This is a genomic window from Azospirillum largimobile (assembly GCF_977007025.2).
Genome location: NZ_CDRMUA020000001.1, coordinates 2649494 through 2673636, shown reverse-complemented (window position 1 = coordinate 2673636; position 24143 = coordinate 2649494). Strand labels below are relative to the sequence as shown.

The 24143-nt window shown below is 67.2% G+C and carries 25 protein-coding genes; 14 read left to right on the top strand and 11 right to left on the bottom strand.

The genetic code is table 11. The annotated features are described in order from the left end of the window. Nucleotides 1-258: 258 nt before the first annotated feature. Nucleotides 259-894, top strand: coding sequence for an FxsA family protein (locus ACWPKK_RS12640; RefSeq protein WP_452004388.1), 636 nt, complete (start codon nt 259-261; stop codon nt 892-894). 184 nt (nt 895-1078) lie between these two features. Further along, a complete protein-coding gene (gene secB, locus ACWPKK_RS12635) occupies nt 1079-1567 on the top strand; it encodes a protein-export chaperone SecB (protein ID WP_324867709.1) in 489 nt (162 codons plus the stop codon). Nucleotides 1568-1821: 254 nt separating this feature from the next. Here the strand turns inward: secB and rho are convergent, their stop codons facing one another. The 4 genes from rho to hemE all read right to left on the bottom strand — a co-directional run bounded on the left by rho (nt 1822) and on the right by hemE (nt 6186). Then, nucleotides 1822-3078: a transcription termination factor Rho gene (gene rho / locus ACWPKK_RS12630; RefSeq protein ID WP_085086916.1), complete on the bottom strand. Its 1257-nt coding sequence runs from the start codon at nt 3076-3078 to the stop codon at nt 1822-1824. Between the two features lie 382 nt (nt 3079-3460). After that, entirely contained in the window at nt 3461-3889 is a 429-nt protein-coding gene (gene hemJ, locus ACWPKK_RS12625) for a protoporphyrinogen oxidase HemJ (protein ID WP_324867703.1), read from the bottom strand. A gap of 41 nt (nt 3890-3930) precedes the next feature. After that, nucleotides 3931-5070, bottom strand: a complete 1140-nt coding sequence (gene hemH, locus ACWPKK_RS12620) for a ferrochelatase (protein WP_452004383.1) — start codon at nt 5068-5070, stop codon at nt 3931-3933. A 90-nt stretch (nt 5071-5160) separates the two neighbouring features. Further along, nucleotides 5161-6186 carry a uroporphyrinogen decarboxylase gene (gene hemE, locus ACWPKK_RS12615; RefSeq protein WP_452004782.1) on the bottom strand — a complete coding sequence of 342 codons (1026 nt, stop codon included), beginning with the start codon at nt 6184-6186 and terminating at the stop codon, nt 5161-5163. A 502-nt stretch (nt 6187-6688) separates the two neighbouring features. Between hemE and ACWPKK_RS12610 the strand changes: the two genes are divergently transcribed. Genes ACWPKK_RS12610 through dnaQ form a run of 5 tightly spaced genes read left to right on the top strand, consistent with a single transcriptional unit; the run spans nt 6689 to nt 10321 of the window. Beyond that, complete coding sequence (locus ACWPKK_RS12610; protein ID WP_098740894.1) at nt 6689-7528, top strand: pyruvate, water dikinase regulatory protein; 840 nt, start codon at nt 6689-6691, stop codon at nt 7526-7528. Beyond that, on the top strand, nt 7525-8127 hold the full coding sequence (locus ACWPKK_RS12605; protein ID WP_324867697.1) for a Maf family protein: 603 nt from the start codon (nt 7525-7527) through the stop codon (nt 8125-8127). The genes ACWPKK_RS12610 and ACWPKK_RS12605 overlap by 4 nt, the downstream gene beginning before the upstream one ends. Then, nucleotides 8124-8990 (top strand): shikimate dehydrogenase, encoded by an 867-nt coding sequence (locus ACWPKK_RS12600; protein ID WP_452004379.1) that lies wholly within the window; start codon nt 8124-8126, stop codon nt 8988-8990. Before ACWPKK_RS12605 ends, ACWPKK_RS12600 begins: the two co-directional genes overlap by 4 nt. A 10-nt stretch (nt 8991-9000) precedes the next feature. Further along, a complete protein-coding gene (gene coaE, locus ACWPKK_RS12595; protein WP_452004377.1) occupies nt 9001-9645 on the top strand; it encodes a dephospho-CoA kinase in 645 nt (214 codons plus the stop codon). Further along, the gene (dnaQ, locus tag ACWPKK_RS12590; RefSeq protein ID WP_149223746.1) at nt 9638-10321 is read left to right on the top strand and encodes a DNA polymerase III subunit epsilon; all 684 of its coding nucleotides are present in this window, start codon (nt 9638-9640) and stop codon (nt 10319-10321) included. Before coaE ends, dnaQ begins: the two co-directional genes overlap by 8 nt. A gap of 153 nt (nt 10322-10474) precedes the next feature. Here the strand turns inward: dnaQ and ACWPKK_RS12585 are convergent, their stop codons facing one another. From ACWPKK_RS12585 to ACWPKK_RS12575, 3 genes are read right to left on the bottom strand one after another with little or no spacing between them, the layout of a single operon-like run. Then, nucleotides 10475-11449 carry a quinone oxidoreductase family protein gene (locus ACWPKK_RS12585; protein ID WP_452004375.1) on the bottom strand — a complete coding sequence of 325 codons (975 nt, stop codon included), beginning with the start codon at nt 11447-11449 and terminating at the stop codon, nt 10475-10477. A gap of 47 nt (nt 11450-11496) precedes the next feature. Continuing rightward, nucleotides 11497-12009: a methylated-DNA--[protein]-cysteine S-methyltransferase gene (locus ACWPKK_RS12580; protein WP_452004373.1), complete on the bottom strand. Its 513-nt coding sequence runs from the start codon at nt 12007-12009 to the stop codon at nt 11497-11499. Nucleotides 12010-12027: 18 nt separating this feature from the next. Continuing rightward, nucleotides 12028-14079 carry a thioredoxin domain-containing protein gene (locus tag ACWPKK_RS12575; protein WP_452004370.1) on the bottom strand — a complete coding sequence of 684 codons (2052 nt, stop codon included), beginning with the start codon at nt 14077-14079 and terminating at the stop codon, nt 12028-12030. A gap of 182 nt (nt 14080-14261) precedes the next feature. Between ACWPKK_RS12575 and ACWPKK_RS12570 the strand changes: the two genes are divergently transcribed. The 7 genes from ACWPKK_RS12570 to ACWPKK_RS12540 all read left to right on the top strand — a co-directional run bounded on the left by ACWPKK_RS12570 (nt 14262) and on the right by ACWPKK_RS12540 (nt 20769). Continuing rightward, nucleotides 14262-14513, top strand: a complete 252-nt coding sequence (locus tag ACWPKK_RS12570; RefSeq protein ID WP_014249167.1) for a DUF6489 family protein — start codon at nt 14262-14264, stop codon at nt 14511-14513. Further along, a complete protein-coding gene (locus ACWPKK_RS12565) occupies nt 14510-14884 on the top strand; it encodes a (2Fe-2S) ferredoxin domain-containing protein (RefSeq protein ID WP_452004368.1) in 375 nt (124 codons plus the stop codon). Before ACWPKK_RS12570 ends, ACWPKK_RS12565 begins: the two co-directional genes overlap by 4 nt. 11 nt (nt 14885-14895) lie before the next feature. Next, complete coding sequence (gene mnmE, locus ACWPKK_RS12560) at nt 14896-16239, top strand: tRNA uridine-5-carboxymethylaminomethyl(34) synthesis GTPase MnmE (RefSeq protein ID WP_452004366.1); 1344 nt, start codon at nt 14896-14898, stop codon at nt 16237-16239. Between the two features lie 252 nt (nt 16240-16491). Next, nucleotides 16492-18387 (top strand): tRNA uridine-5-carboxymethylaminomethyl(34) synthesis enzyme MnmG, encoded by a 1896-nt coding sequence (gene mnmG, locus ACWPKK_RS12555; protein ID WP_452004364.1) that lies wholly within the window; start codon nt 16492-16494, stop codon nt 18385-18387. Next, nucleotides 18384-18998: a 16S rRNA (guanine(527)-N(7))-methyltransferase RsmG gene (rsmG, locus tag ACWPKK_RS12550; protein WP_452004362.1), complete on the top strand. Its 615-nt coding sequence runs from the start codon at nt 18384-18386 to the stop codon at nt 18996-18998. Before mnmG ends, rsmG begins: the two co-directional genes overlap by 4 nt. Before the next feature lie 65 nt (nt 18999-19063). Next, nucleotides 19064-19861 (top strand): ParA family protein, encoded by a 798-nt coding sequence (locus tag ACWPKK_RS12545; RefSeq protein WP_111067462.1) that lies wholly within the window; start codon nt 19064-19066, stop codon nt 19859-19861. Beyond that, nucleotides 19858-20769, top strand: coding sequence for a ParB/RepB/Spo0J family partition protein (locus ACWPKK_RS12540; protein WP_452004358.1), 912 nt, complete (start codon nt 19858-19860; stop codon nt 20767-20769). The genes ACWPKK_RS12545 and ACWPKK_RS12540 overlap by 4 nt, the downstream gene beginning before the upstream one ends. Nucleotides 20770-20794: 25 nt before the next feature. Here ACWPKK_RS12540 and ACWPKK_RS12535 read toward each other — a convergent pair whose 3' ends face one another. The 4 genes from ACWPKK_RS12535 to rph are packed head-to-tail and all read right to left on the bottom strand — an operon-like array spanning nt 20795 to nt 23857. Continuing rightward, nucleotides 20795-21289, bottom strand: coding sequence for a dihydrofolate reductase (locus tag ACWPKK_RS12535; RefSeq protein ID WP_452004355.1), 495 nt, complete (start codon nt 21287-21289; stop codon nt 20795-20797). A 34-nt stretch (nt 21290-21323) separates the two neighbouring features. Next, complete coding sequence (hemW, locus tag ACWPKK_RS12530) at nt 21324-22523, bottom strand: radical SAM family heme chaperone HemW (RefSeq protein WP_452004353.1); 1200 nt, start codon at nt 22521-22523, stop codon at nt 21324-21326. Beyond that, nucleotides 22511-23110, bottom strand: coding sequence for an RdgB/HAM1 family non-canonical purine NTP pyrophosphatase (rdgB, locus tag ACWPKK_RS12525; protein WP_452004350.1), 600 nt, complete (start codon nt 23108-23110; stop codon nt 22511-22513). The genes hemW and rdgB overlap by 13 nt, the downstream gene beginning before the upstream one ends. A gap of 27 nt (nt 23111-23137) precedes the next feature. Continuing rightward, nucleotides 23138-23857 carry a ribonuclease PH gene (rph, locus tag ACWPKK_RS12520; protein WP_085086951.1) on the bottom strand — a complete coding sequence of 240 codons (720 nt, stop codon included), beginning with the start codon at nt 23855-23857 and terminating at the stop codon, nt 23138-23140. Nucleotides 23858-24143 lie beyond the last annotated feature (286 nt).

Sequence of the window (24143 nt, the reverse complement as noted above, 5' to 3'; positions counted from 1 at the left end):
ATCTGTTCCTTCCAACGACTTAAGCGAATTGACCTGCGGAAGCGGCCTTGAGACGGCGGATCCGGCGACGGATCCGATGAAAGATCCGGCTGCGACCGCGGCGTCACCGCCGGCCCCACCCCTGGACCTTGCGGATGGGCGGCATTACGTGTTGCTTGCCCGTCAGAAACCGCCATCCCGGATGGAGCCGCCGGCCTTTCGACCGGACGACCTATCCAAACCTAGATAGGGGCAGCGAGCCCGAAGAGCAAGGACACCATGAATCCCCTGCTGTTGATCCTTCTTCTGCCGATCCTGGAGATCGTCGGATTCATCCAGGTCGGCGACTGGATCGGCGCCGGGCCGACCATCGGGCTTCTCGCCCTGTCGGCGGTGGTGGGCGTGCTGCTGGTCCGCCACCGGGGCCTGTCGTCGCTGACCCGTGCGCAGGCCGCGGCGGCCCGCGGCGAGGCGCCGATCGGCACGGTGCTGGACGGCTTCTGCGCCGTGCTGGCCGGCATCCTGCTGATCATCCCCGGCTTCCTGACCGACATACTGGGACTGGTCCTGCTGATCGGTCCGCTGCGCCGCGGCATCGGCCGCTGGCTGCTCGGCCGCATCGGCGCCGGCATGCCGGTCTTCACCATGGGCGGGACCACCGCCGGCGGGCGGCCCGGCTTCGGAAGCGGTGGTTTCGGCGGCACGACGGACCGTGGTTTCGGCGAGCCGGGCTTCGGACCCGGCGATGCCCGCCGCGCCGATGATCCCTTCCGCCCCGCACCCGGCGTGATCGACGTGGATTACCGCGACGTCACGCCCGGCGAGGGTGGAACAGGCGATGGGAAGGACGATGCCGACGCGCCGCGGCTGACCGATTCCCAATGGGGGAAGCACCGCCCGGATGAGCGGCGCTGAGCCGCAGGATTGCAGGCGGTTTCCGTTGGCAGGACGGCCGATCCGTGATAGCCAGCCCGTTGGGCGAAGGCACAACCGTCGCGAACCAAACCCTGTCACCTCACATCCGGGTCGGCCCGCCGCCCCTGCCCTGTTCCAAGCCGGAACCCGGGCCGGGAGGAAGGCCGGCGATTAGGAGTCCGTTATGTCCGATCAGATGAGCAACGGCGCCGAGCAGCAGCAGGCGTCCTCGCTGCCGATGCATGTCCTCGCGCAGTATGTGAAGGACCTCTCGTTCGAGAACCCCAACGCCCCGCAGAGCCTGCTGCCCAACCAGCCGCAGCCGCAGGTGAACATCGGCGTCGACGTCCAGGGTCAGAAGGTCGGCGAGGACATCTACGAGCTGACGCTGAACCTGCGTTGCGAAGCCCGCCAGGGCGAGTCCGTGGCCTTCCTGGTCGAGCTGTCCTATGGCGCCCTGTTCCAGTTCCCCGGCCTGCCGGAAGAGCATCACCGCCCGGTCCTGATGATCGAAGGCGCCCGGATGATCTTCCCGTTCGCCCGCGCCATCGTCTCCAGCGCGACCCGCGAAGGCGGCTTCCCGCCGCTGATGATCAACCCGATCGACTTCGCCGAGCTGTACCACCGCCAGTCGGCCCAGCAGGCCGAACAGCCGCAGCAGCCTCCGTTCTGATCAGGGTTTCCGATCCCAGGCGGATCGGACGGAGTCGAAAAGGAAAGGGCGGGCGGCCGAAAGGCCCCCGCCCTTTTTCTGTGTTCTCTTCGAGCCGCCAGCCATCTCTTTCGGCCGCCATTCCCGCGAAGGCGGAAATCCAGGGCTGCGGAAAGCAGCCGCCACGGGACGCCTGGATCCCCGCCTTCGCGGGGATGACGCTTCCCGTGGCTCTCCAGGCGAAGGGCCGGCGGATCCGGACCCGGATCCGGTCCTTACTGGTTCATGCTTTCGAAGAACTCGTTGTTCGACTTGGTGTGCTTCAGCTTGTCGACCAGGAAGTCGACCGCGTCGGTCACGCCCATCGGCATCAGGATGCGGCGCAGGATCCACATCTTCGACATGGTGCCCTTGTCGACCAGCAGCTCCTCCTTGCGGGTGCCCGACTTGGAGATGTCGATGGCCGGGAAGGTGCGCTTGTCGGAGAGCTTGCGGTCCAGCACGATTTCCGAGTTGCCGGTGCCCTTGAACTCTTCGAAGATCACCTCGTCCATGCGGCTGCCGGTGTCGATCAGCGCGGTGGCGATGATGGTGAGCGACCCGCCCTCCTCCACGTTGCGGGCGGCGCCGAAGAAGCGCTTGGGCCGCTGCAGGGCGTTGGCGTCGACGCCGCCGGTCAGCACCTTGCCGGAGCTCGGCACCACCGTGTTGTAGGCGCGGGCCAGACGGGTGATGCTGTCCAGCAGGATCACCACGTCGCGCTTGTGCTCGACCAGACGCTTGGCCTTCTCGATCACCATTTCGGCGACCTGGACGTGGCGGGTGGCCGGCTCGTCGAAGGTGGAGCTGATGACCTCGCCGCGGACCGAGCGGGCCATGTCCGTCACTTCTTCCGGACGCTCGTCGATCAGGAGGACGATCAGGTAGGCTTCGGGGTGGTTGGTGGCCACCGAGTGGGCGATGTTCTGCAGCATCACCGTCTTGCCGGTGCGCGGCGGCGCCACGATCAGCCCGCGCTGCCCCTTGCCGAGCGGCGCCACCAGGTCGACGATGCGGCCGGTGAGGTTCTTCTTGGTGGGGTCCTCGACCTCCATCCGGATGCGTTCTTCCGGATAGAGCGGCGTCAGGTTGTCGAAGTTGATGCGGTGACGGACCTTGTCCGGCGTGTCGAAATTGATGGTGTTGACCTTCAGCAGGGCGAAGTAGCGCTCACCGTCCTTGGGCGAGCGGATCTGCCCTTCCACCGTGTCGCCGGTGCGCAGGCCGAAGCGGCGCACCTGGCTGGGACTGACGTAAATGTCGTCGGGACCCGGCAGATAGTTGGCTTCCGGCGAGCGCAGGAAACCGAACCCGTCCTGCAGCACCTCCAAAACGCCGTCGCCGAAGATCGGAATGTCGTTCTCGGCCAGCTGCTTCAGGATCGCGAACATCATGTCCTGCTTGCGCAGCGTGCTCGCGTTCTCGATCTGCAGCTCCTCCGCGAACGCCAGCAGTTCGGCGGGGCTTTTGCACTTCAGCTCTTGGAGATGCATCGGATTGCCTGTGAAATCGTCATGCGGGGGAGGTGACCCTAAGGGGATGGGAAGTGCCTGGAACCCCGGCGGACGGCGGTTGGAGGCGGCGGGAGCCGCAACGCGGTCGCGTCGGGTGGGCAGCGGGTGGCGCTTTGACGATCGCGCGCCAGGGCGTCCGGAAAATGGTCGCACGGGAGCGGTTCGCCAGCCACCAGGCCCGGCTCAAGAATAGAGCGTCGGATCGGCAGATGTGGGCGTGGGAGGCCGCGGGGCGAAAACCCCGTGGTCCTGACATGGTTATCGGATCGGCGGGCGCAAGTCAAACGAAAGCGAAACCCGCGCCGGTCGCGGATTCCGATTTTTCCGGGGTGTGGAAGACTGTTCGATCACGTACCGCCGGTCAGAAGGGCTTCACGATGACGAAGATGACGATGCCGATCATCAGCAGGGTCGGCACCTCGTTGGCGATGCGGTAGAAGCGCTGCGGGCGCGTGTTGCGGTCCTCGGCGAATTCCCGGCGCCACTTGGCCATCATCATGTGGCTGGCGGTCAGCAGCAGCACGAACAGCAGCTTGGCATGCAGCCAGCCCTGCTTCATCCATTCCGGCGTCAGCACGATCATGGCGATGCCGAACACGTACGCCGCGATCATCGCCGGGTTCATGATGGCGCGCAGCAGGCGGCGTTCCATCACCTTGAAGCGTTCCGACGTGTCCGATCCGGCCGGCACCTCGCAGTGGTAGACGAACAGGCGCGGCAAATAGAGCAGCCCCGCCATCCAGGCGATGATGCTGATGACGTGCAGCGCCTTGATCCATTCGTACAGCACCGGGCGTGTCCCCTCTTTCCTTGCGGTTCGGCCGTTGCGGTTCAGCGCCGCGCCTGCGGGCAGCCTGGGAAGTTGGACGGGCAGATCCGGTCGCCGTTCTGGGCGCAGACCGTCGCCTTTCCCGCAACCATCTGCCGCACCAGCCGGGCCAGCCCGTCGATGAAGCCGGGATGCACCCCCACCGTCGGCACGCGGGTGAAGTGCGGAACCCCGGCTTCCTTGGCCAGATGGCGGTATTCGATCTCGATCTCCACCAGCGTCTCGGAATGCTCCGACACGAAGGCCATCGGCACCACCAGGATCGGCACGCCGTCCTGGCCGGCGCGGCGGATCTCGGCGTCGGTGCTGGGGCCGATCCACTCCATCGGGCCGACGCGGCTCTGGTAGCAGTTCACCCAATCCAAATGCTCGATGCCCAGCGCCGCGGCGATGGATTCGGCCGTACGCTCGCACTGCCACTGATAGGGGTCGCCGGAGGTCACCACCTTCTTCGGCAGCCCGTGGGCGGAGAACAGGACGCGCGGCGTACCATGGGCCTTTGCGGCTTCGTACAGCGGGCGGATCAGGTCCGCCGACGCGTCGATGAAGCCGGCCTGGGTCGGATAGCAGCACAGCAGCCTGGTCGGCGCCGTCAACCTGACGGTCTTCGCCGCCTCGTGCCAGACCTTGGCGCTGGACGCCGTGGTGGTCGTGGAGAATTGCGGATAGAGCGGCAGCAGAACGACCAGATCCGGGTCGTAGGCCTTCACCCGGGCCGCCGTCTCGGCGCTCATCGGATGCCAGTAGCGCATGGCGATGAAGACCTTGGTCTCCGCGCCATCGACAGCCGGATCTGCCCCCGGATCCGGCCCCAGATCCGGCCCCGGACCCGCCGCGAGCGCCGCCTCCAGTGCCGCGGCCTGGGCCTCCGTGTTCTCCAGCAGCGGCGACTTGCCGCCGAGCTGGGCGTAGATCTCCGTCGCCGGCTTCGCCCGCCGCCCGCTGATCAGGCTGGCGATCAGGAAGCGGAACGGGTTCGGCAGCCGGATGATGGCCGGATCCGCGAACAGGTTGAACAGGAAGGGCCGTACCGCCTCCGGCGCGTCGGGACCGCCGAGGTTGAACAGCACGACGGCCACGCGGCGCGGCCGGCCGCCGGGAACGGATTGCGAGGCGGATGTCTGGGGGGGTTGCTGGCTCATGGTGCCGCTAAACTGGAGCGTCGCCGTGCTTGTGTCCAGACCCCCGCCGTCGCTTTTTCAACCCTTTGGCACCTGCCGCCGGAAAAGCCGTCAGCCGCGGTCCGGCCACTCGCGCAGGATCCGGGTCAGCGCCGCCACATGATCGGGCGGGGTGGACTGGATCACGCCATGGCCCAGGTTGAACACGAAGGGCCGGTCGGCCAACGCCTCCAGGATGCCGCGGGTCGCCGTTTCCAGCGCCTTGCCGCCGGTGGCCAGCATGATCGGATCGAGGTTCCCCTGCACCGGCAGCCGCGTCTGCAGATTGCGCGCCGCCCAGACCGGCGAGACGGTGGTGTCGAGCCCGACGGCGTCGACACCGGCATCGGCGATGTAATCCTCATAGGCGTGGCCGGCCCCGCGCGGGAAGCCGATGATCGGCGTGTTCGGATGCTTGGCCTTCACCAGTGCGACAATCCGCCGCGTCGGCTCGATCACCCAGCGGCGGAACTCGCCGACCGGCAGAACGCCGGCCCAGCTGTCGAACAGCTGTACCGTCTCCGCCCCCGCCTCGATCTGGCGGCAGAGATAATCGGCGGTGACCTCCACGATCAGATCGATCAGCTGGCCGAATCCCGCCGGGTCGCCGTAGGCCCAGCGCTTGACATGCGCATACTCCTTCGACCCCGCCCCTTCGACCATGTAGCAGGCGATGGTCCAGGGAGCCCCCGCAAAGCCGATCAGCGTCGTATCCTGGGGGATCGCGGTGGAGAGCCGGCGCACCGTCTCGTAGACCGGCGCCAGCGTCTCGTGGAAGCGGTCGCGCGACAGGCGCTTCAGGTCCTCGACGTTGCGGACCGGATCCAGCTTCGGCCCCTCCCCTTCCAGATAGGCCAGCGGCTGGCCCAGGGCATGCGGCACCACCAGGATGTCGGAGAACAGAATCGCCGCGTCCATGCCGTAGCGGCGCAGCGGCTGCAGGGTCACCTCGACCGCGAAGTCGGGATTGTAGCAGAGGTCGAGGAAGCTGCCCGCCTTCGCCCGCAGTTCCCGGTACTCCGGCAGATAGCGCCCGGCCTGACGCATCAGCCAGAAGGGCGGACGCGTCCGCACCTCTCCCGCCAGGGCGGCGAGCATCGGCTTCAGCGGTGACTTCGGATTCTGGACGGCGGAGCTGGAATCGGACAAAGCGGTGCGTTCCCCTGAATGCGAATCCCGATTCCGCGATTCCAACACGGAATCGGACGCGGAATCTCGGACGGGTTTATCCCCTCTTCTTCACTATATTTTTTAAAGGGAGAAAGGAAGAGGATGAGGTGGATGGCTGTGGATAACGGTGATCCCCGAGGCACATGAATCTATCCACAGATCCGGGGGCTTGTGCGGGCATGTGCGCGGATCTGTGGACGATTCGGAGCACTACCCCGGGAAACGGCTGAAATGCTATAGCTGGACGAACGGGAGTCCCGTGGATAACAGCGCGGGCGGGGCCGGATCTTCCCAGCTTCCGAAGCGGTCGGCGGAGTTGTCCTCCCCTTGGCCGTATCGGGGAGGAGGAGTCCCCCGGTCGGGATGAAACGCAGGCGGATCCGGTTGTCCACAGATCTGGGCCGGGTTCTCCACAGAATGTTGGGGACGGATGAAAGAGTTCCACCTACATCTCGTGTCCGATGCGACGGGCGAGACCATCAACAGCGTGGCGCGCGCCTGCGTCATCCAGTTCGACGACGTTCGACCAATCGAGCATTTCTGGAATCTGGTGCGGACCGACCGCCAGCTCGACCTTGTCCTGGAGGGGATCCGGGACAATCACGGGCTGGTGATGTTCACGCTGGTCGACGAGACGCTGCGCCGCCGCCTGCAGGATTTCTGCCGCGAGATGCAGGTGCCCTGCATCCCCGTGCTCGATCCGTTGATCAACGCCCTCGCCGCCTTCCTGGGCGTGGAATCGCAGCGCCAGCCCGGACGCCAGCATGTCCTGGACGCCGAATATTTCAGCCGGATCGATGCCGTCGATTTTGCCCTGTCGCATGACGACGGCCAGTCGAACTGGGACCTGCACGAGGCCGACGTGGTGCTGATCGGCGTGTCGCGCAGCTCCAAGACACCGACCTGCATCTATCTGGCCAATCGAGGCATCAAGGCGGCCAACATCCCGCTGGTGCCCGGCAGCCCGCTGCCTGCCGAGGTCGATCTGCTGACCCGGCCGCTGATCGTCGGGCTGACCAAGGACCCTGACCGGCTGGTTCAGATTCGCCGCAACCGGCTGAAGCTGCTCAACCAGGGCGAGGGCTCCAGCTATGCCGATCCGGAGTTGGTGCGCTCCGAGGTGCAGGAGGCGCGGCGCTTGTTCAGCCGGCGCGGCTGGCCGGTGATCGACGTCTCCCGCCGCTCCATCGAGGAGACTGCCGCCGAGATCATGATGCTGCTGGCCCGGCGCCAGAGCGCCAATTTCAGTCCCGAAGGAAAGAAGACGTGAGCGCGCCCCTGCTGGTGCTTGCGTCCGGCTCGCGCACGCGGGCGGCGATGCTGGAGCAGGCCGGCGTCAGCGCCATCCTCGACAAGCCGCTGGTCGACGAGGACGAGGTGAAGGCCGCCGGCCGGGCGGAGGGCGTGCCGGCCGATGCCGTCGCCGAGGCCCTGGCCGAGCTGAAGGCCCAGCGCATCACCCGTCGCCATCCCGGCGCTCTGGTGGTCGGCGCCGACCAGATGCTGGAATGCGAAGGGCGCTGGTTCGACAAGCCGGCCGACCGCGCCGCGGCGCGCGCCCAGCTTCTGGACCTGCGCGGCAGGACCCACCGGCTGGTCAGCTGTGCGGTTGTGGTGCGCGACGGCGAGCGGATGTGGCACAAGATCGACAGCGCCCGCCTGACCATGCGCAACTTCTCCGAATCCTTCCTCGACGACTATCTGGACCGGGTCGGCGACGACGTGCTGCATTCCGTTGGTGCTTACCAGCTGGAAGGGTTGGGGGCGCAGCTGTTCCAGCGGGTCGAAGGCGACTTCTTCACCATCCTCGGGCTGCCGCTTCTGCCGCTGCTCGGGTTTCTGCGCGTGCATGGGGTTGGCAAGGAATGACGGCGGTCGATTCAATCAGCGGCAAGGCAAAGGTCGCCGGCGTGATGGGCTGGCCGATCGGTCATTCGCGGTCCCCCCGGCTGCATGGATTCTGGCTGCGGCAGTATGGGATCGACGGCGCCTATGTGCCGCTGGCGGTGGCGCCTGAGCGGGCCGAGCAGGCGATCCGCGCCCTGCCCGCTCTGGGCCTGCGCGGCTGCAACGTCACCGTCCCGCTGAAGGAAATCGCCTATCGCACCGTCGACCGTCTGGACGAGACCGCCCGGCGCATGGGCGCGGTCAACACCATCGTGGTGGGTGACGACGGCGCGCTGGAGGGCGGCAACACCGATGGCTTCGGCTTCATCGAGAATCTGCGCGCGGAGCAGCCGGGTTGGACGGCGGAACGCGGTCCTGCGGTCGTGATCGGCGCCGGCGGTGCCGCCCGTGCGGTGGTGGTCGCCCTGCTCGATGCCGGCGCGCCGGAGGTTCGCCTGGTCAACCGCACCCGTGCCCGTGCCGAGGATCTGGCGGCGGATCTGGCCGCGGTGGGGCTTGCCGGCGGCGTGACGGTGGTCGATTGGGTTTCACGTGAAACGGCTCTCGACGGTGCCGCGCTGCTGGTCAACACCACCACCCAGGGCATGGCGGGACAGCCGGCGCTGGACCTGCCTTTGCGCGCCCTGCCCGTCCCGGCGGTCGTCAACGACATCGTCTATGTGCCGCTGGAAACCCCGCTGCTGGCCGAGGCCAGGGCGCGCGGCAATCCGGTGGCCGGCGGTGTCGGCATGCTGCTGCATCAGGCGCGCCCCGGCTTCAAGGCCTGGTTCGGCGTCGAGCCGCAGGTGACGGCGGAACTGACCCGCTTCGTGCTGGAAGGTTGAGGGCCGGGCCATGATCGTGCTGGGCCTGACCGGTTCCATCGGCATGGGCAAGAGCACCGCCGCCCGCATGCTGCAGGCGATGGGCGCTCCGGTCTGCGATTCCGATGCGGTGGTGCATGGGCTGCTCGGCCGCGGCGGCCGGGCGGTGCCGGTCATCGATGCCGCCTTCCCCGGTGTGGTGATCGATGGGGCGGTCAGCCGGCCCGCGCTGGGCGCTGCAGTGTTCCGTGATCCGGATGCGCTGAAGCGGCTGGAGGCGATCCTGCACCCGATGGTCCAGGCGGCGCAGCGCGGCTTCCTCGCCCGTGCGGCACGCCGCGGTGCGAAGATCGCCGTACTGGACATCCCGCTGCTGTTCGAGACCCATGGCGAGCGGCGGGTCGATGCGACCGTCGTCGTCTCCGCCCCCTTCGCCATCCAGCGCGCCCGCGTGCTCGCCCGGCCGGGCATGACGGCGGAGAAGTTCGCCGGCATCCTCGCCCGTCAGATGCCGGATGCGGAGAAGCGCCGCCGTGCCGACTATGTCGTGCCGACCGGCGCCGGTCGGTTGGTGACGCGGCGTGCACTTCAAGGCATTGTGCGGAACGTGATGCGGCGGCCGGGCAGGCATTGGCCGCCGCGCGGCTATCAACCGGGGCAAATCCATCATGCGTGAAATCGTTCTCGACACCGAAACCACGGGCTTCAAGCCGGAGGAAGGCCATCGGCTGGTCGAGATCGGCTGCATCGAGCTGGTCAACCACTTGGCCACCGGCGAACGTTTCCACGTCTACCTCAACCCCGAACGCGACATGCCGCCGGAGGCCTTCGCCGTCCATGGGCTGAGCACCGAATTCCTGGCCGACAAGCCGCTGTTCAACGACGTCGCCGCCGACTTCGTCGCCTTCATCGGCGATTCACCGCTGGTGATCCACAACGCCGCCTTCGACATGCACTTCCTGAACTGGGAGCTGAAGATCGCCGGCTATCCGGTGATGCCGAAGGACCGTGCCATCGACACGCTGCTGATGGCCCGGCAGAAGTTCCCCGGTTCGCCCGCCACCCTGGATGCGCTGTGCAAGCGCTTCGGCGTCGACAACTCCAACCGCACCCTGCACGGCGCGCTGCTGGACGCCCAACTGCTGGCCGAGGTCTATCTGGAGCTGCTGGGTGGACGGCAGACCGGCCTGTCCTTTGCCGGCGGTCCGGCATCGAAGGGCGGATCTGCCGGCCCGGTCCGCATCGACCGCCCCTTCCGCGAAGCCCGCGTCTTCGCCGTCAGCGACGAGGAAGCCGCGGCCCATGCCGAGATGCTGAAGAAGATGAAGAACCCGCTCTGGGCGGTGGAGTGAGGGTGCAAGGTTAGACCCCCACCTAACCTCCCCCGCTGGGCGGGGGAGGGACTGCTGCTAAAGCGTTGACAAGACTGGACGCCGACAAAAGTCCAATTTCCTCCCCCGCCCAGCGGGGGAGGATCAAGGTGGGGGCAATCGTCAGCCGAAACCTTACGGCACCAGCACCGTCGACCCCGTCGTCGCCCGCGCTTCCAGCGCCCGATGCGCTTCCGCCGTGTCCTTCAGGGCGAAGCGCTGGTTCACCGTGAACGTCACGCCGCCATTCTTCACCGCGTCGAACAGATCCGCGGCCGAAGCCATCAGGTCTTCCCGCTTGGCGGTGTAGGTCGCCAGCGTCGGCCGCGTCACATACAGCGACCCCTTCGCCGCCAGCAGCCCCAGGTCCAACGGTGCCGGCGCACCCGACGCCGCACCGAACAGCACCATCAGCCCGCGTGGCCGCAGGCAGTCCAGCCCGTCCAGGAAGGTCGTCTTGCCGACGCCGTCATAGACGACGGGCACGCCCTGCCCGTCCGTCAGGTCCTTTACCCGGGTGACGAAGTTCTCGCGGGTGTAGTCGATGGTGTGGTGGCAGCCATGGGCCTTCGCCAGTTCGGCCTTCTCCGCCGACCCGACGGTGCCGATCACCGTGGCGCCGAGATGCCGCGCCCAGGAACACAGCAGAAGCCCCACCCCGCCGGCCGCGGCCTGTACCAGGATGGTGTCGCCGGGCTGCACCACATAGGTGCTGCGCAGCAGATACTGTGCGGTCAGTCCCTGCAGCAGCGTGGCGGCGGTCGCCTGATCGTCGAGCCAGCTCGGCAGCGGCACCAGCCGGTCGGCGGCGATCAGGCGGCTCTCGGCATAGGCGCCGATGGACATGGCGTAGCCGACGCGGTCGCCGACCTTCAGCGTGGTGACGTCCGGCCCCAACGCCTCGACCACGCCGGTGCCGGCCATGCCGATCACCGCCGGCAGATCCGCCAGCTTGTAGGCGCCGGAACGGTGATAGGTGTCGATGTAGTTCAGCCCGACCGCGGTCTGGCGGATGCGCACCTGACCGGGACCGGGCTTTCCCACCTCGATCTCGTCCCAGCGCAGAACTTCCGGCCCGCCGTGCTCGTGGATGCGGATCGCGTGAACCATGGTGGTTTGGTTTCCCTTATCGTTGATCGTTGGATTTCGGGTGAGCCTTACAGCAGCGCGAACTGCTCCGCCGCTGCGCCATTGCCCTGCCCCCTGCTGGAATTTTCTGGGCCGGCATGGCGGCGTTCCAGCGCCAGCAGCCACGACTTGGTATCAAGCCCGCCATGGCCGGAATAGCCGCCGGGCGCTCCGCCGCTGGCAAGCACCCGGTGGCAGGGAATGATGATCGGGATCGGGTTGGCCCCGCAGGCCCCGCCGACCGCGCGCGGCGCGCTGCCCAGCATCTTCGCCATACCGCCGTAGGTCGCGGTGCCGCCATAGGGGATCGCCAGCATGGCATCCCAGACGCTTCGCCGGAACGGGGTGCCTGCCGGCTTCAGCGGCAGGTCGAAGCGCTGGAGCCGGCCGGCGAAATAAGCCTCCAGCTGGCGCGCCGTCTCGATCAGCACCGCATCGGCCTCGTCATGGTCGAAGCGGCCCCAGCCGACCGAGGTCAGGGCGGATCCGTCCCCGGTCAGCATCAGGGGCCCCAGCGGGCTGTCGATGGAAAGACGCGCCATGGTTTCCTCCCGCAAAGTTCAGGTCTTGTTTGACAGAAGAGCGGCCAGATCCGCCGGCGCCGTCACCGGAGCCGAACAGGTCATGCCGCGGCAGACATAGGCGGTGGCCGCCCCGTCGCGCATCCCCTTCCCCTGTGCCGGATGATTGGCGGGCAGATCCGCCCCCGGTGCGAGCACGGTCAGGATGCGGTTGGGCAGCGAATGGCCGAGCACGGTGCGGCGCAGCGCCTCCGTCTCCGCCGCTTTGGGCGGGCCGACGACGACGATCTGCAGCGGCGCCGTCATCAGTTCCACGGAGTTCAGGAAGGTGGTCAGGGGGAAGAAGTTGCGGGTCAACTCGCCGGAGAAGGCGGCGGCGAGCGCATCCGCCCGCTGGCGATAGGCATCCTCGCCGGTGCGCTGGAACAGCGTTGTCAGCACCGCCAGCATGGTGCCGTTGCCGCTGGGCGTGGCGTTGTCGTAGGCGGTCTTGGTGCGGACGATCAGCCCTTCCGCATCGTCGGCGGTGAAGAAATAACCACCGTTGGCGCCATCCCAGAAATGGGCGTCGAGCGTCGCCACCCAAAGCTTGGCCCGATCGAGCGCCGCCGGATCCCCGGTCGCCTCGTGCAGCGCCAGTGCGGCGCGCGCCATGTGGGCATAGTCGTCGAGCATGCCCGCATGCTTGCCCTGCCCGTGACGCCAGCTGTGGCAGAGCCGCCCGTTCGTGTCCATCCGGTCGCGGACGAAGGCGAAGGCGCGACCGGCGGCGTCCAGCCACTCCGGCTCGTCCAGCGCCAGGGCGGCATGGGTCAGCGCCGCGATCATCAGGCCGTTCCAGTCGGCCAGCACCTTGTCGTCCCAGCCCGGCCGCACCCGCTTGGCCCGCGCCCGCAGCAGAATCTCGCGGCCCTTCGCGAGCGTCGCCTCGGTGGCGTCGTCGGCCAGCGACAGGCCGCCCAGCCGGTTCAGGATGGTGACGCCTTCCCAATTGCCCTGGGGCAGCACCTCGTAAACGCGCTTAAACGTCGCCAGCCCGTCGGCGCCCAGGGCGGGAGCCAGCAGCCGGTCGACCTCCTCCTCGTTCCATATATAGAAGAGTCCCTCCTCGCCTTCGCTGTCGGCGTCCAGCGTTGCGGCGAAGCCGCCGCCGTCGGCGATCATCTCGCGCAGGAGCCAGCCGACCGTCTCGCGAATGCGGGTCTCCAGCAACGGGTCGCGCGTCTCCTGCCAGACCAGCGTCATCAGGTCGAGCAGCTCCGCGTTGTCGTAGAGCATCTTTTCGAAATGCGGCACCAGCCAGCGTTCGTCGACCGAATAGCGGGCGAAGCCGCCGCCGAGATGGTCGTAGATGCCGCCCTGCGCCATGTTGGCCAGCGTGTGGGTCACCGCCTCGCGGAACGGTTCGCGCCCGGTACGCTGCCAAGCCCGCCACAGCAGCTCGAACAGCGGCACCTGCGGGAACTTCGGCGCCGTGCCGATACCGCCATGAATTGGATCGACCTCCCGCAGCAGCCGTTGAGCCACCTGATCCAGCACCCCGGCATCGACGGCGCCGGCCGACCGGTTCTCTCCCATTCCCGCGAGCGCCGATTTCAGCGCGTCGACATTCTTGCCGACCTTGTCCGGTTCCTGGGCGTAGGTGCCGGCGATGCCGCGCAGCACGTCGGGGAAGCCGGCGCGGCCATAGCGCGGGGCCGGCGGGAAATAGGTGCCGCCCCAGAAGGGCTCCGCATCCGGCGTCAGGAACATGGTCAGCGGCCAGCCGCCCTGCTGCCCCAGCAGCGCAAGCGCCGACTGGTAGATGGTGTCGAGATCCGGCCGCTCCTCCCGGTCCACCTTGATGTTGACGAACAGCTCGTTCATCAGCCCGGCGATCTCCGGATTCTCGAAGCTCTCGTGCGCCATCACGTGGCACCAGTGGCAGGCGGCATAGCCGACCGACAGCAGCACCGGCTTGTTCTCCGCCTTCGCGCGGGCGAACGCCTCCGGTCCCCAGGGCATCCAATGCACCGGGTTGTCCTTGTGCTGCAGCAGATAGGGGCTCGTCTCCCGGCCTAGCAGGTTCGCGCCCAACGGAGTGGCGGGCATGGCGGTGTCCGATCTGTTGGTGTGTCGTGAATCAATAGGTGGCGCCGGGGTGGCGTTGCGCCAGTGCATCCTATCTGTATAGTGGGGCATGAGCCGCCGCGGCGCTCAACCCCAAAATCAACACGGCCAATGCCTGGACCGGTGCCGGATCCGGCTCTTGGTCCCGGTCTGGAGGGGGTCCCATGAAAATCACCGTCGACATCGACTGCACCCCGGACGAGGCCCGGCACTTCCTGGGCCTGCCCGACGTGAAGCCGATGCAGGATGCCATGATGCACGAGATCCAGGAGCGGATGCGTGCGAACCTCCAGGCCATGGACCCGGAGACGATGCTGAAAACCTGGCTTCCCGCCGGCATCCAGGGCATGGAGCAGATGCAGAAGATGTTTTGGTCCCAGATGGCGTCTGCCTTGGGGCAGGAAGGAAGAAAGTGACCGACCAAATTATTGAAGCGCAAAAGCCGTATTTCGAAGCCCATGTTTTTTGCTGCACCAATCGCCGCCCCGACGGGCACAAGCGTGGGTCCTGCGCCGCCCACGGCTCGGAGAAGCTGCGCGACTATATGAAGGCCCGCGCCCGTGAACTCGGCTTCGACGGCAAGGTGCGGATCAACTCGGCCGGCTGCCTCGACCGGTGCGAATTGGGTCCGACGCTGGTGATCTATCCCGATGGCGTTTGGTACACCTATCACAGCACCGGCGACGTGGACGAAATCCTGCAAACCCATCTGGTCGAAGGCCGCCGCGTCGAGCGCCTGATGCTGACCACGGAGCAGCGGGAGCTGCGCCCCGAGCAGCGCGGCTGATCCACCCATCAATGGTCACCACCAACTTGCTCACCACCATCTTTGCGCTCGCCACCGCCCCCGGCCGATCCGGTGTGGCGGTGGTTCGCATTTCCGGACCCGAAGCCGGATCCGCCCTCGCCGCGCTGACCGGCCGCGCCCTTCCCGCGCCGCGCCGCGCCGTGCTGACCAAATTGCGGGACCCACGCACCGGTGATGCGCTCGACGACGCTCTGGTCCTGCGCTTCACCGCCCCCGCCAGCTTCACCGGCGAGGATGTGGTGGAGCTGCACCTGCATGGCGGCCGTGCCGTCGTCACCGGGGTGATCGAGGCGCTCGCCACCCTGCCCGGCTTGCGGCTCGCCGAGCCCGGCGAGTTCACCCGCCGCGCCTTCGAAAACGGCAAGCTCGACCTGACGGAGGCCGAGGCGGTCGCCGACCTGATCGACGCCGAGACCACCGCGCAACGCCGCCAGGCATTGCGGCAGATGGAGGGTGCGCTTGGCCGGCTTTATGACGGCTGGCGGGAGCGGCTTACGCGCTCGCTCGCCCACATCGAGGCCGACATCGACTTCGCCGAGGATGATCTGCCGGGCGGTGTCGCCGATGCCGTCCGTCCGGTGATCGCCGGGCTGGCCGACGAGATCGCCGCCCATCTCAATGACGGCGGCCGTGGTGAGCGTCTGCGCGAAGGGCTGCACATCGCCATCGTCGGCGCGCCCAATGCCGGTAAGTCGAGCCTGCTGAACGCGCTGGCCCGGCGTGACGCCGCCATCGTGTCCGCCCGCGCCGGCACCACCCGCGACATCATCGAGGTTCATCTCGACCTCGGTGGCTATCCGGTCGTGCTGGCCGACACCGCCGGGCTTCGCGAAGCCGCCGCCGACGAAGTGGAGGAGGAAGGCATCCGCCGCGCCCGTGACCGGGCGGCGCGCTCGGACGTGAAGGTGGCGGTGTTCGACGCTACCACCCTGCCCGACCTCGACCCGGCGACCCTGGACCTGATCGACCTCGATACGGTGGTGGTGTTCAACAAGACCGACCTCGCGACCGCCGGTGACCTGCGGCCGGATCTGTCCCCGATCCCGGTCTCCGCTCACACCGGGTCAGGGTTGAAGGCGCTGGAGGAAAAGCTGACCGAGTACAGCGCCGACCGCCTTGCCATCGGCGGTGCGCCGTCCCTCACCAGGGCCCGCCACCGCGCTGCGCTGACCGAATGCCGGGAGTCCCTGCTGCGGGCGTTGGAGGCACCGTTGCCCGAACTGGCGGCGGAGGATGTGCGGCTCGCCAGCCGGGCGTTGGGGCGCATCACCGGGCGGGTTGATGTGGAGGACCTGCTGGACGTGATCTTCCGGGATTTCTGCATTGGGAAGTGAGGGCGTGTTTCACGTGAAACAGTGGGTGTGGCGCGTTGCGGAGCTAGACCCCCAACCTAACCTCCCCCGCTCACGCAGGGGAGGGACTGCCGCCACTCTCCCGCATCAGCACCAATCTCCTCCCCCGCCCAGCGGGGGAGGATTAAGGTGGGGGCATCGGACGACCACTCTACCATCCCGCAACCACCCCACCCCACGATATCCCTGCCCCGCCTCTTGGATCCGCACCACCATTCCGCTATGGTCCCGCACATGCGAAGCTTTGATGTCATCGTTGTCGGCGGCGGTCACGCCGGCTGTGAGGCGGCTGCGGCGGCAGCGCGCATGGGTGCGCGCACGCTCCTGCTGACCCACAAGGTCGAAACCATCGGCGAGATGTCCTGCAACCCCGCCATCGGCGGACTCGCCAAAGGTCATCTGGTGCGGGAGATCGATGCGCTGGACGGCGTGATGGCGAAGGCCATCGACCGCGGCGGCATCCAGTTCCGCATCCTGAACCGCAGCAAGGGTCCCGCCGTTCGCGGCCCGCGCGCCCAGGCGGACCGCAAGCTCTATCGTCAGGCGATGCAGTCGCTGCTGGCCGAACAGGAGAACCTGTTCATCGAAGCCGGCGGTGCCGAGGACCTGATCGTCGATGCGGATTCCAGTATTTCTGGGCAGCGCATCACCGGTGTCGTCACCGGCGCCGGCGAGTCCATCCGCGCGGGTGCGGTGGTGCTGACCACTGGGACCTTCCTGCGCGGCCTGATCCACATCGGCGAGGAACGCACCCCCGCCGGCCGTGTGGGCGAAGCGCCGTCCATCGGCTTGTCCGACACGCTGGCCCGACTGGGCTTCCCGCTCGGCCGACTGAAGACCGGAACGCCGCCGCGCCTCGATGGACGCACCATCGATTGGGACGCGCTGGAGAAGCAGCCCGGCGATACACCGCCCCCGCCCTTCTCCTATATGACGGAGCGGATCGACACGCCGCAGATCGACTGCGCGATCACCTGGACGACGCATGAGGCCCATGCGCTGATCCGCGCCAACCTGCATCGTGCCCCGATGTATTCCGGCCAGATCACCGGCACCGGTCCGCGCTATTGCCCGTCGATCGAGGACAAGGTCGTCCGCTTCGCCGAGAAGGAGAAGCACCAGATCTTCCTCGAGCCGGAAGGGCTGGACGACCCGACCGTCTATCCGAACGGCATCTCGACCTCCTTGCCCCGCGACGTGCAGCTTGGCATCCTCGCCAGCATGCCCGGCCTGGAGAAGGTGGTGATGATCCGCCCCGGCTACGCCATCGAATACGACTATGTCGATCCGCGCGAGCTGAAGCCGACGCTGGAGACACGCCGGGCGCCACGCCTTTTCCTGGCCGGCCAGATCAACGGCACCACCGGATATGAAGAGGCAGCGGCCCAGGGCCTGATGGCCGGCATCAACGCCGCGCTGTCGGCGAGCGGTAACCGCGATGGCTTTGTGCTCGACCGTGCCGACGCCTACATCGGCGTGCTGATCGACGACCTGATCGGCCGGGGCACCAACGAGCCCTACCGCATGTTCACCTCGCGTGCCGAATACCGGCTGTTGCTGCGTGCCGACAATGCCGACCAGCGGCTGACCGGCAAGGGTGTTGCCGTCGGTTGTGTCGGGTCGGAGCGTCGCGATGTCTTCGCCGCCAAGAGCGCCGCGCTGTCGGCTGGCCGTGCTCTGGTCGCTTCGCTGCAGGCGACGCCGGCCGAACTGACCCGCCAAGGCGTGGCGGTCAACCAGGATGGTGTGCGCCGCAGCGCCGCCGACCTGCTGCGCTATCCTGACATCGACCTCGCCGCCCTCGCCCGCCTATGGCCGGAGCTTGGCGATATCGCTCCGGAGATCGCCGAGCAGCTGGAGATCGACGGCAAATACGCCGGCTATCTCGGCCGGCAGGAGGCCGACATCCGCGCCTTCCGCAAGGACGAGTCTCTCGCCCTTCCTGCCGATCTCGACGTCGATGGGATCGGAAGTCTGTCCGCCGAAATTCGCCAGAAGCTGCGCCAGTCGCGGCCCGCGACATTGGGGGCGGCGGCCCGCATTCCCGGCATGACACCGGCGGCTCTGGTCGCTCTGCTTCGTCATGTGAAACGTCGCGATGGGATTGCATCCGGAGTGGCCGCGGAATGAGTGGGTTCGATGCCGTCGCGTTTCGGGAAGTTACCGGTGTTTCACGTGAAACGCTCGACCGCCTGATTGCCTATGAAGGGCTGCTGCGCAAGTGGCAGCCGAAGATCAATCTGGTCGGTCCCTCCACCCTGCCCGATGCGTGGAAGCGTCACTTCCTCGACTCCGCCCAGCTCCATCCGCTGCTGCCGGAGGGCACACGGGTGCTGGTCGATCTCGGCAGCGGTGCCGGCTTCCCCGGTCTGGTGCTTGCCATACTCGGCGTGCCGCAGGTGCATCTCATCGAGAGCGACGTGCGCAAATGCGCCTTCCTGCGCGAGGTGGCCCGCGTCTGCGAAGCATCGGTCACCGTCCACACAAAGCGGATCGAGACCGTCACCGGGATCGAGGCCGATGTCGTCACAGCCCGAGCGTTGGCGCCGCTGACCGACCTCTTCGGCTGGGCTCATCCCTTCATCGGATCGCGCGGCAAGTGTCTGTTCCTCAAGGGTGCGGCCCTGGACGATGAATTGACCGCCACCACGCAATATTGGACAATGGATCCTGAGCGATTTGACAGCCGCACCGATCCGAGCGGAACCATCCTGCGTGTGAGTCACCTTGAGCGTGCGTGAAGACCGTGCCTGACACAGTTGTTCCCCCGCCTTCTTTCCGCCAACCGGACTCCCGAGAGGCTGCCATGTCTGCCGTCACCCGTCCCCTTGCCCGTGTGGTTGCGATTGCCAACCAGAAGGGCGGCGTGGGCAAGACCACGACGACGATCAACCTTGCCACTGCGCTCGCCGTCATCGGTAAGCGGGTGCTGGTGATCGACCTCGACCCGCAGGGCAACGCGTCCACCGGTCTCGGCATTCCGCGCTCCGACCGCCGCATCGGCATCTATGACGTGCTGTTCGACGACGTGTCGCTGGAGGATGCCGCCACTCCTTCCTCCGTGCCGAACCTGTCGATCATCACCTCCTCGGTCGATCTGTCGGGTGCGGAGATCGAACTGGTCGGCGCCGAGCGGCGCGAGTTCCGCCTGCGCGAGGCGGTCGCCAACAGCGCGCTGGAATACGACTATGTCCTGATCGACTGCCCGCCGGCACTCGGCCTGCTGACGCTGAACGCGCTGGTCGCCTCGCATGCCGTGATGGTTCCCTTGCAGTGCGAGTTCTACGCGCTGGAGGGTCTCAGCCATCTGGTCCGCACCATCGAGCGGGTGAAGCGCGCCTTCAACCCGAATCTCGACATCCACGGCGTCGTGCTGACCATGTTCGACAAGCGCAACAACCTGTCGGACATGGTGGCGGCGGACGTTCGTGGCTTCTTCGGGGAGAAGGTGTACGACACCGTGATCCCGCGCAACGTCAAGGTCTCCGAGGCTCCGTCGCACGGCAAGCCGGTGCTGATCTACGACATGCGCTGCCCCGGTTCCCAGGCCTACATCCATCTGGCGGGCGAAGTGCTGCGCCGTGAGAAGAGACTGACCGCATGATCGACGACACCAAGCAAGGTGGCGCCCGCCGCGCCAGCCTGGGCCGCGGCCTTTCCGCCCTGTTCGGCGAGGCAACCGATGATTATTCGGCCCTCGACAAGGTGCGGCAGTCCAAACAGGTGCCGATCGAATTCGTTCATCCCGGTAAATATCAGCCGCGGCGGAAGTTCGACGAAGAGGCGATCAGCGGCCTTGTCGAGTCCATCCGCGACAAAGGCATCCTTCAGCCGCTGCTTGTCCGCCGTGATGCGGAGGACGCGAACTCCTACGAACTGATCGCCGGCGAACGCCGCTGGCGCGCCGCGCAGATCGCCGGCCTGCACGAGGTGCCGGTCATCATCCGCGATCTCAGCGACCGCGAGGCGCTGGAAATCGCGCTGATCGAGAACATCCAGCGCCAGGATCTGACTCCTCTGGAAGAGGCGGAGGGTTACCGCCGCCTGATGGAGGAGTTCGAGCACACGCAGGAGGATCTGGCCCGCGCCGTCGGCAAGAGCCGCAGCCATGTCGCCAACATGATGCGGCTGCTGGCCCTGCCCGATCCGGTCAAGTCGATGGTGCAGGACGGTGCGCTGACAGCCGGCCATGCCCGTGCCTTGCTGACCGCCCCGGATCCGACCGCAGTTGCCCGCGAGGTGATCACGCGCGGCCTGAACGTCCGCCAGACCGAAGACCTCATGCGCGGCGACCAGCCCAAGGCGAAGAAGGGCAAGGCGGCGAACGACGGGCCCGGTGCCGCCCCGGCGATGAAGGATGTCGACCTGATCAATCTGGAGGAGGAGATCTCCGCCCGCATCGGGTTGAAGGTCGCGATCAATCCCCAGGGGCAGCGCGGCACGATCACCATCCACTACCAGACGCTCGACCAGCTGGACGACGTCCTGCACCGTCTGGGTGGGGAGGAGTAAAGGGCCTCAGGGGGGCGCTCGCCCCCTATCCCCGCACCTTCTCCAGATCGATGTAGCGGTAGAACAGCCCGTTCTCTTCCATGGGCGCGCTCGACCAGACTTCGACCCATTCCGCACCGATGGGCGGCATCAGCGTGTCGCCGCTCACTGCGCTCTCCACGCGGGTCAGATGCAGGCAATCGGCGATGGGCAACGTCTCGCGGAACAGCGCGGCGCCGCCGATGACACAGAGTTCCGCCGCACCGGATTCCTGCGCCCAGGATACGGCGGCTCCCAACCCGGAGAACCAGCGGGCACCGTCATGCTCGCCCACCGCTGTCCGACGGCTGACGACGAGATTGTCGCGGCCGGGAAGCGGGCGCAGCGGCAGAGACTCCCAGGTTTTGCGACCCATCAGCACCGGCTTGCCCATGGTCAGCTGCTTGAACCGACGCAGATCGCCCGGAAGACTCCAGGGCAATCGGCCATCGCGGCCGATCACGTCGTTCATCGCAGCGGCCACAATCAGACTGATGCGCATCCCCTGCCCTTTCCCGGCTCCAAACCGGTGGATCTTACGCCAAAATCGCGCCGAGGACCGCGTTCAGTCGCTGTAGCCCCTCCGATGTCGCAGAGAGCCGATCCGCATCGCGGGTCAGGAAGCCGCCTTCGATCAGGCGGGACAACGCCGCCGGCTCCACGAAATCGTCCAGCGTTCGGCCGGTTTCCTCCACCAGCCGGGCAAGCCGCACCCCCTCGCTGAGGCGCAGCCCCATCATCAGCAGCTCGGTGCCACGGGCATCGCGGTTGATCGGGTCGGGAGCGGCGGCACCATGGCCGTCGCGCTCGACCCGCTCCAGCCAGATCTCCGGGGCGCGGTGGGCGCGGGTCGCAAACTTCTCGCCATCCAGCGTCAGCCGGCCATGGGCACCGGGACCGATGCCGACATAATCGCCATAGCGCCAATAGGTCAGGTTGTGGCGGCTTTCCTCGCCCGGACGGGCGTGATTGGAGATCTCGTAGGCCGGCAAACCTGCGGCAGAAAGCTGGCTCTGCGTCGCCTCGTAGAGATCGCCGGACAGGTTCTCGTCGGGCAGCACCAGATCGCCGCGGGCATGCAGCGGGTAGAAGGCGGTCCCCTCCTCGATCGTCAGCTGATAGACCGAGAGATGGCCGACCGCGTAATCCAGCGCCCGCGCCAGTTCCGCCTGCCAAGCCGCCACCGTCTGGCCGGGACGGGCATAGATCAGGTCGAAGGAAAAGCGGTCGAAGGTCCGCGCCGCCAGTTCGATGGCGCCGGTGGCCTCAGCCGCGTTGTGCTGACGGCCGAGGAACTTCAGGCTGGCGTCGTCCAGCGCCTGAATGCCGAGAGAGACGCGGTTGATCCCGGCGGTGCGGAAGGCGCGGAACTTGTCGGCCTCGACGGAGGTCGGGTTGGCCTCCAGCGTCACCTCCAGCTGATCGGCGACCGGCCAGCGTTGGGCGATGCGGTCGATGATGGCGCCGACCGTTGCCGGTTCCATCAGCGACGGGGTGCCGCCGCCGAAGAAGATCGAGGTGACCGTGCGCCCGGCGGTCAGGTCGGCATAATGGTCCAGCTCGCGCAGCAGCCCGGCCCGCCAGCGGTCATGGTCGACGCGCTCGCGGACATGGCTGTTGAAATCGCAGTACGGGCACTTCGACTTGCAGAAGGGCCAATGGACGTAGACGGCAAATCCAGGCCCATCATACCCAGGCCCATCATACCCATGATCGAAACCACTCACCGGAAACACCGCTCCACCAGCTGGCGGAAGGCGTCGGCGCGGTGGCTCATCTCGTGCTTCTTGGCCGGATCCATCTCGCCGAAGGTCAGGCCATGCCCGTCCGGCAGGAACATCGGGTCATAGCCGAAGCCGTGCGGCCCGCGTGGCGGCCACACCAGCGTGCCGTAGCAGCGGCCTTCCACCGTCTCGACATGGCCGTCCGGCCAGGCGAGCGACAGCGCGCAGACGAAATAGGCGCTGCGGTCGGTCTTGCCGGCAAGGCCATCCTCGACCTTTTGCATCGCCATGGCGAAGTCCTTGGCCGGCCCAGCCCAGCGGGCGGAATAGATGCCGGGATCGCCGTTCAGCGCCGGCACCACCAGCCCACTGTCGTCGGCGAGCGCGACATGGCCGGCGGCCGCCGCAGCCTTCGCCTTCAGCTCCGCATTGGCGATGAAGGTGGTTCCGGTCTCTTCCGGTTCGGGCAGGCCCAGCTCCCCGGCCGAGGTGAAGGTGGCGACATAGGGGCCGAGCAGGTCGGCGATCTCGCGCACCTTGCCCTTGTTGTGGCTGGCGATGACGAGGGTGTCGCCGGTAAAGCGGCGGGGAGCGGACATGATGATGAACCTCTGGCTGATACGGCCTTACTTGATGCCGAGGACTTGCTTCTGCAACGCCACCAGCTCGTTCACGCCCTTGCGAGCGAGCGCCAGCAGTTCCATGAACTGCGGCTCGGAGAAGGGGGTTTCTTCGGCGGTGCCCTGGATTTCGACGATGCCGGCCTTGCCGGTCAGGACGAAGTTGGCATCGGCCTGCGCCTTGGAATCCTCGTCGTAATCGAGATCGAGCACGGCGTTGCCCTGGAACAGGCCGCAGGACACGGCGGCGACCTGATCGGTCAGCGGCATGGTCTTCAGCGCGCCGATCTGCATCAGGTGCTGGAAGGCCAGATGCAGGGCGACATAGCTGCCGGTGATGGCGGCGGTGCGGGTGCCGCCATCGGCCTGGATGACGTCGCAGTCGATCTTGATCTGCTTCTCGCCCATCGCCGAACGGTCGGTGACGGCGCGGAGCGCGCGGCCGATCAGGCGCTGGATTTCCTGGGTGCGGCCGGACTGCTTGCCCTTGGCCGCCTCGCGGTCGGTGCGGCTGTGGGTGGAGCGCGGCAGCATGCCGTATTCCGCGGTGACCCAGCCGAGCCCGGTGTTCTTCAGGAAACGCGGCACCGTTTCGTCGACGCTGGCCGTGCACAGCACATGCGTGTTGCCGAAGCGCACCATGCAGGAGCCCTCGGCATAGCGGCTGAAGCCGGGTTCGAGGGAGACGGTGCGCAGTTGGTCGAAGGCGCGGCCGGAGGGGCGCATGGGCATCATTCCGAAGGTCGGTTGCAATGGGGCGGCAAGCTAACGGCTCCGCCCGTCCCAGTCCAGCATGGCGTCCCGCCTGTCGGTCGGCAGCGGCGCGCGGGCGCGGCCGTGGAACGGGCGGAGACGAATTGGATGGGATGACAAACAAACTGGATGTGTCGTTAATCGGCAGGAAAATGCATGATTCGTACAAAACGGCGCCGATCGAGGCTTGGCGAGTTGCGCGTTCGGCGTATACCATCGCTGCCCCACCGTCGGCAGCGCACCGCACAAAAAGGCATCA

Excerpts from the sequence above, each read along its gene's own strand:
- rsmG (WP_452004362.1), top strand. The coding sequence starts at position 18,384 with ATGAGTGGGTTCGATGCCGTCGCGTTTCGGGAAGTTACCGGTGTTTCA.
- mnmG (WP_452004364.1), top strand. The coding sequence starts at position 16,492 with ATGCGAAGCTTTGATGTCATCGTTGTCGGCGGCGGTCACGCCGGCTGT.
- rho (WP_085086916.1), bottom strand. The coding sequence starts at position 3,078 with ATGCATCTCCAAGAGCTGAAGTGCAAAAGCCCCGCCGAACTGCTGGCG.
- ACWPKK_RS12545 (WP_111067462.1), top strand. The coding sequence starts at position 19,064 with ATGTCTGCCGTCACCCGTCCCCTTGCCCGTGTGGTTGCGATTGCCAAC.
- ACWPKK_RS12585 (WP_452004375.1), bottom strand. The coding sequence starts at position 11,449 with ATGGTTCACGCGATCCGCATCCACGAGCACGGCGGGCCGGAAGTTCTG.
- ACWPKK_RS12600 (WP_452004379.1), top strand. The coding sequence starts at position 8,124 with ATGACGGCGGTCGATTCAATCAGCGGCAAGGCAAAGGTCGCCGGCGTG.
- rph (WP_085086951.1), bottom strand. The coding sequence starts at position 23,857 with ATGCGCCCCTCCGGCCGCGCCTTCGACCAACTGCGCACCGTCTCCCTC.
- secB (WP_324867709.1), top strand. The coding sequence starts at position 1,079 with ATGTCCGATCAGATGAGCAACGGCGCCGAGCAGCAGCAGGCGTCCTCG.
- ACWPKK_RS12575 (WP_452004370.1), bottom strand. The coding sequence starts at position 14,079 with ATGCCCGCCACTCCGTTGGGCGCGAACCTGCTAGGCCGGGAGACGAGC.
- rdgB (WP_452004350.1), bottom strand. The coding sequence starts at position 23,110 with ATGTCCGCTCCCCGCCGCTTTACCGGCGACACCCTCGTCATCGCCAGC.
- ACWPKK_RS12535 (WP_452004355.1), bottom strand. The coding sequence starts at position 21,289 with ATGCGCATCAGTCTGATTGTGGCCGCTGCGATGAACGACGTGATCGGC.
- hemE (WP_452004782.1), bottom strand. The coding sequence starts at position 6,186 with ATGCTCGCCGCCCTGGCGGGAGAGGTGCGGACGCGTCCGCCCTTCTGG.
- mnmE (WP_452004366.1), top strand. The coding sequence starts at position 14,896 with ATGGTCACCACCAACTTGCTCACCACCATCTTTGCGCTCGCCACCGCC.
- hemH (WP_452004383.1), bottom strand. The coding sequence starts at position 5,070 with ATGAGCCAGCAACCCCCCCAGACATCCGCCTCGCAATCCGTTCCCGGC.
- ACWPKK_RS12640 (WP_452004388.1), top strand. The coding sequence starts at position 259 with ATGAATCCCCTGCTGTTGATCCTTCTTCTGCCGATCCTGGAGATCGTC.
- ACWPKK_RS12570 (WP_014249167.1), top strand. The coding sequence starts at position 14,262 with ATGAAAATCACCGTCGACATCGACTGCACCCCGGACGAGGCCCGGCAC.
- ACWPKK_RS12540 (WP_452004358.1), top strand. The coding sequence starts at position 19,858 with ATGATCGACGACACCAAGCAAGGTGGCGCCCGCCGCGCCAGCCTGGGC.
- ACWPKK_RS12610 (WP_098740894.1), top strand. The coding sequence starts at position 6,689 with ATGAAAGAGTTCCACCTACATCTCGTGTCCGATGCGACGGGCGAGACC.
- ACWPKK_RS12580 (WP_452004373.1), bottom strand. The coding sequence starts at position 12,009 with ATGGCGCGTCTTTCCATCGACAGCCCGCTGGGGCCCCTGATGCTGACC.
- dnaQ (WP_149223746.1), top strand. The coding sequence starts at position 9,638 with ATGCGTGAAATCGTTCTCGACACCGAAACCACGGGCTTCAAGCCGGAG.
- coaE (WP_452004377.1), top strand. The coding sequence starts at position 9,001 with ATGATCGTGCTGGGCCTGACCGGTTCCATCGGCATGGGCAAGAGCACC.